Annotated in this window: 4 protein-coding genes; 3 read left to right on the top strand and 1 reads right to left on the bottom strand. The window is 60.7% G+C overall.

Annotated features, from left to right (window positions below):
• Nucleotides 1-128: 128 nt before the first annotated feature.
• From L3X40_RS20840 to L3X40_RS20850, 3 genes are read left to right on the top strand one after another with little or no spacing between them, the layout of a single operon-like run.
• Nucleotides 129-1676 (top strand): tyrosine-type recombinase/integrase, encoded by a 1548-nt coding sequence (locus L3X40_RS20840; RefSeq protein ID WP_026149763.1) that lies wholly within the window; start codon nucleotides 129-131, stop codon nucleotides 1674-1676.
• Nucleotides 1670-2584 carry a tyrosine-type recombinase/integrase gene (locus L3X40_RS20845; protein ID WP_019053427.1) on the top strand — a complete coding sequence of 305 codons (915 nt, stop codon included), beginning with the start codon at nucleotides 1670-1672 and terminating at the stop codon, nucleotides 2582-2584. The genes L3X40_RS20840 and L3X40_RS20845 overlap by 7 nt, the downstream gene beginning before the upstream one ends.
• Entirely contained in the window at nucleotides 2581-3597 is a 1017-nt protein-coding gene (locus L3X40_RS20850) for a tyrosine-type recombinase/integrase (RefSeq protein WP_019053426.1), read from the top strand. Before L3X40_RS20845 ends, L3X40_RS20850 begins: the two co-directional genes overlap by 4 nt.
• Here L3X40_RS20850 and L3X40_RS20855 read toward each other — a convergent pair.
• Nucleotides 3587-5119: hypothetical protein (locus L3X40_RS20855; RefSeq protein WP_237367278.1), on the bottom strand; the 1533-nt coding region annotated here is incomplete at its 5' end. The two genes, L3X40_RS20850 and L3X40_RS20855, sit on opposite strands and share 11 nt — an antisense overlap.

Raw genomic sequence — 5119 nt, forward strand, 5'->3', positions numbered from 1 at the left:
GATGTATTCTTTGCAGTCGCAGTTTATGTCGAGCGTGGTGGCGGGAGGCGCAGGTTTCCTTCGGTTTTCCATGATTTCACTCCAGATAATTACGGTTCCCTCGACCTCAACAAGTCGAAGGAACCAACATGCGATCAAGATCATCATTGCCGTTTCGAGCGGCCCCGCTCCGGGTCGAAGACCCGCCCAGTCACGGCACCCTTCTCACCACATTCCTCTCCTCTCAGTCGCTCGACGAGAAGTCAGGCTGTGCGGTTCTGTATGGCGCGGCGGTCCGCCATTTCCTGCATTGGCTGGGCCTGCATAGGATCGCCATCCGCACGATTGACGATCGGGCTGTCCGGCGGTTCGAAAAGCATGGGTGCCGGTGCCACCGGTATTCGGCGCAGCAAGCGCACTACAAGGCTGACCAAGCAGCAAGGGTCAGGCGCTTCGTCCGGTTCCTGGAAGATCAAGGCTACGTCGAAGTCGACGACGGGATCGACGATCTGCCACGGCACCTCGCCGACTATTCCGATGCGATCGATCGCCTGCAACTTGCCGAGGGACCGGCACAGGCCTATCGGTCCGAGGCCGAGCATTTCGTGGCCTGGCTTCGCATGGCGCGGCGCCAATGGATCGATATCGATGACACGATCATCGACCACTATGCAGCGCATGATTGCCGATGCCCGGTCTGGCGCAAGCGGGGCAAGTTGGTCGCAACGGGCACCAAGCGGCGGCGGCGATGCGCACGGCACTTCGTCGAGTTCCTGCGAGGCCGGGGCGCCATCCCATTGGTTGAACCGGTGGCGGACGATGACCCGCACATGTCGGCTTACTTGGCATGGCTCAAGCAACACCGCGGCGCCACGGACGAGACGATCCGGCGCTACCGGACCGATATCAGACGGCTCATGCCAATGCTGGGCGAGCCTTCGCAATGGGATGCCGCCGGACTCAGGAGCGCATTCCAACGACGAAGCAAGGAGACGCCGGGGTCGGCATCGCTGCTCGTCACGATAATGAGGAGCTACATCCGGTTTCTGGTCGTGCGTGGCGAGTGCCGGCCGGCATTGTTGCATGCAGTTCCATCAGTACAGCGCTACCGCCTTTCGACGCTGCCGCGCCACGTCGACCCGGCAACGATCGAGAGGATCATTGCGGCCTGTCCGACAGATCGTCCGGTGGAAGTCCGGGACAAGGCCATCATTCTCCTGCTCGCCAGGCTCGGCCTGCGGGCTGCCGATATTCAGAACATGCGTCTCGACGACATCGACTGGCGATCCGGCCACCTGACGGTCAAGGGCAAGACGCGTCGACCGGACCGCCTGCCATTGCCGCAGGATGTTGGCGACGCGATCCTGGCATATCTTGCGGCAGCCCGCCCGAAGGCCGCCGAAGAGCATCTGTTCCTGCGTGCACAAGCACCGTTTCGGCCATTCCGCTCGTCCGCTGAGATAGCGGGCATCGTCGCTCGTACGCGCGACCGCGGTGGGATCGAAGGAGTGCCGACCGGGTCGCACATATTCCGGCATTCGCTTGCCACCAACCTGCTGCGCGCGGGCGCAGGCCTGGAGTCCGTCGGGACCATCCTGCGTCACAGCTCGCCCGAGACCACTGCCATCTACGCCAAGGTCGATCTGCCGATGCTCATGAAGATCGCGCAGCCCTGGCCGGGAGAACAGTCATGCTGAACATCCACATTTCCAGATACGTGGCGCTGCATCGCAGCCTCGGGCTGAAGTTCTCTGAACAGGAACGCATGCTGCGCCTGTACGCCGCCTACGCCGGGGGTTTCGGCGATCGGCACACTCAGGTCCAGCGCATCTACGACTGGTGCCATACGTCGAGCTCACAATATGTGGCCCGCCGGAGGTTCGACACCGCACGTAACTTCAGCCTTTTCGCTCACGCCGAAGATTCAGGCCACGAAGTTCCGCCTGCCGGCGTCTTCGGTCGGGGCAAGCGGCCACGCCCGACGCCGACCATCATTGAGCCGGACCAGGTGCGGGCGATCATGACTGCTGCATTGGACGTTCCACCCCAAGGCACGATCAGCCCACACACGTACCATTACCTGTTCGGGCTGCTGGCGGCGACAGGTCTCCGGATTTCCGAGGCCCTCGCATTACAATGCAAAGATCTGGTCGAGGATGGCCTGATCGTCCGCAACGGCAAGTTTGGCAAGCAGCGGCTGATTGCCTTGCAGCCATCGACGCGCCAAGCACTCGAAGCCTATCTCGCCCTCCGCGAGAAGCACGCGGCCAGGGGCAACGACCTGTTCGTCACTATCCGGGGACGGGCACCGCACAAGGTGCGCGCCCACGTCGTGTTCGTCAGATTGGCCCGGCAGCTCGGATATCGTGGACCAACCGGTACGGCGGGCATGCGACTCCACGATCTGCGGCACACCTTCGCTGTCCGTTCCCTTGAGTCCTGCCCACCTGACAGGGAGGCCATCGCTCACCACATGGCCGGTCTCAGTGTCTATCTGGGGCACGCGTCGGTCGCCAACACGTACTGGTATCTCGAGGCCACTCCGGTGCTGCTGCGCGACATTGCGGCTGCGAGCGAGCAGCTTTACCGGGGAGAGGCGGCATGACGGCGCTCGCTCCGCATCTCTCGGCATACCTGCGTGAGCATCTGCCACGCGAACGTGCTGTCAGCCCGCACACAGTGAAGACTTATGCCAACTGCTTCGTCCTCCTCGTTCAGTTCGCTGCCGATCGGCTGAAGCGTCGGCCGACCGATCTTGAGATCGAGGATCTCGGCCCCGACATGATCATGGCTTTCCTGGACCATGTCGAGACCGGGCGCGGCAGCTGTGTGCGGACCCGCAATGGCAGGCTCGCCGCGATCCGGTCCTTCTTCCGGTACATCGAGTATCGGATTCCGGCCTGCCTGGATCTGGCCCTCCGCGTCAGATCGATCCCGACCAAGAAGACCGACAAGGCGCTGATCGACTACCTCGACCGGGCCGAGATCAAGGCTTTGCTCGATGCCCCGGATCCCCGGACACGCCTTGGCACCCGCGATCGCGCGATGCTGCATCTGGCCTATGCCGGCGGGCTGAGAGTGTCGGAACTCGTAACGCTGCAGCTGCGCGATTTCCCGGACCGCTCCCTGTCCACCGTGCACATCATGGGCAAGGGTCGGCGTGAACGGGTCCTGCCGCTCTGGAAAGAGACCCAGTTCGTATTGCGCGCGTGGCTTGCGATACGGCCCGACGCGCAAGCTGCCGAGATATTCCTCAATGCCAACGGGCAGCCCATGACCCGCGACGGATTTGCGTTCCGTTTGGCCGAGCACGTCAAGACCGCGGCAACGAAGCAGCCGTCGATCCTTGGCAAGCGGGTTACGCCGCACGTGCTGCGGCATTCCTGTGCGATGCACACGCTCGCGGCGACCGGGGACATTCGCAAGGTTGCATTGTGGCTCGGCCACGCCAGCATCCAGAGCACCGAGACCTATTTGCGCGCCGATCCCGAGGAGAAGCTGCAAATCCTCGCGGCTCACGGCGCACCCGCCATCAGGCCCGGGCGCTTCAAGCCGCAAAGCGACGATCTACTATCAATGCTTCAGGAAATACGTGCAGGAGGTCATGTCAAAATTTGACACAGGTCCGCATCGCAGTTCGAAGCGCCAGTGGCGCTCCCGCCAACAAAGCTTCGCCTTCGAGGCGGCCGTTGATGCGTAGCATAACCGAACCGTTTTGACGGAGAAGCATCGGAATGAGTTGGGAACCAGTGAGGTTGGCCTGCCAAAACGTGCTCTGAGCGTTCGCGCGGCCGGTCGGAATGTCAATTAATCGACCAGCAAAATTCCATGTAACCGTAACGCGCGGCACCGTCGCGGGCTTGTTAAGGAGCATGGCCATCATGGGGCGGTTGCCTTCACAAAACAGGCTAAACGACTTGATGTTTGGCGAAGCAGCTACATCGACATAGGCCATTGGGGCGCGACCTTGGACCGGCACGACCTCCCAAGCAGTCCCAGGCAGCGGCACTGCGTCCTCAGGTGGGCTGTCCATAAGCAGGCGAGCAATGTCCTGGGGCACGGGCAAGCGGCCTCCTTGAGGCGCATAGACCGTCAACTTTCCCTTTTCCCAAAGGCCAATTTGAACAGCACGGCGATTTGCATCAAGCAAAACATAGGCTTGCTCTACACCGCCTTGATGCGGCGCATTTCCCGTAACCCAATAGAGAGATCCTTGTCGTTGGAGACCGGATATCGCCGAAAGATTGCTGGCCAGCAGGTCTATTTTGCGGCCCAAACGCGAACGTATCGCGTCAGCTATCGGACCACTTGTCAAAAGATCTATTCCGTTGGGATCGGAATCACTTTGGAATTTTCCTATGGAACTCGCAAGATTGGTCCAGGCTAGCGGCGTCGGTTTTCCCAAGACTGGCCTTGCTTGCAGAGGTGCTTTTGAAGCAGCAGATGCCGGCCCAGACCCCTTGCACAAGAGCAGTGGGGATTGCGACACGAGCGCTGACTTGAACGGATCCAGGCGCTGTCCAGGCGCGACGTCTGCTTCAAGGCGGACTACGCCTCGCTTTTCGTCGTCATTGACCGTCAAGATCACGCGTCCGAAATCGTTGGCATTGACAGGAAAAGGAAAAAAGACCGCGCTAACGCCTTCATAGGTCGGGCCAAGAAACGAAGCCGCGTACTCAAACCGGGTGCTTTTTACAGTCTGACCAGACGCTTTGAAAGTAAAGCCGGTTTCGTTGATCTCAAGGCTCGCCCCTCGAGAGCAATCGCCACGCGGCGCATACGAGCCATAGCTTCCTTCGAGATCCATGCCTTTTAATGACGTCAATGTCACTGCGCCTGCGACGCCGGGCAAGCCCAGAAAAATCCCTGCGAGAAAAACGATAATGGGGCGCTTGGGCAGTTTGTTCGGCATGGCAGATCTCCATGGCGGACAGCCTTGCATCGGGACCTCGATTGAAAGCGACGAACGACTGCCTCGGGGATTTTCTACAACCTGCACCATTCCAGCGGTGCCGACAATCCTAACGGCCCCAGCATTCAACCTTGTCAGGCAATTATCTGGAGTGAAATCATGGAAAACCGAAGGAAACCTGCGCCTCCCGCCGCCACGCTCGACATAAACTGCGACTGCAAAGAATAT

The organism is Rhizorhapis sp. SPR117 (assembly GCF_021742065.1).

Coding starts and splice junctions, on each gene's coding strand:
- L3X40_RS20850 (WP_019053426.1), top strand. CDS start 2,581: ATGACGGCGCTCGCTCCGCATCTCTCGGCATACCTGCGTGAGCATCTG.
- L3X40_RS20840 (WP_026149763.1), top strand. CDS start 129: ATGCGATCAAGATCATCATTGCCGTTTCGAGCGGCCCCGCTCCGGGTC.
- L3X40_RS20845 (WP_019053427.1), top strand. CDS start 1,670: ATGCTGAACATCCACATTTCCAGATACGTGGCGCTGCATCGCAGCCTC.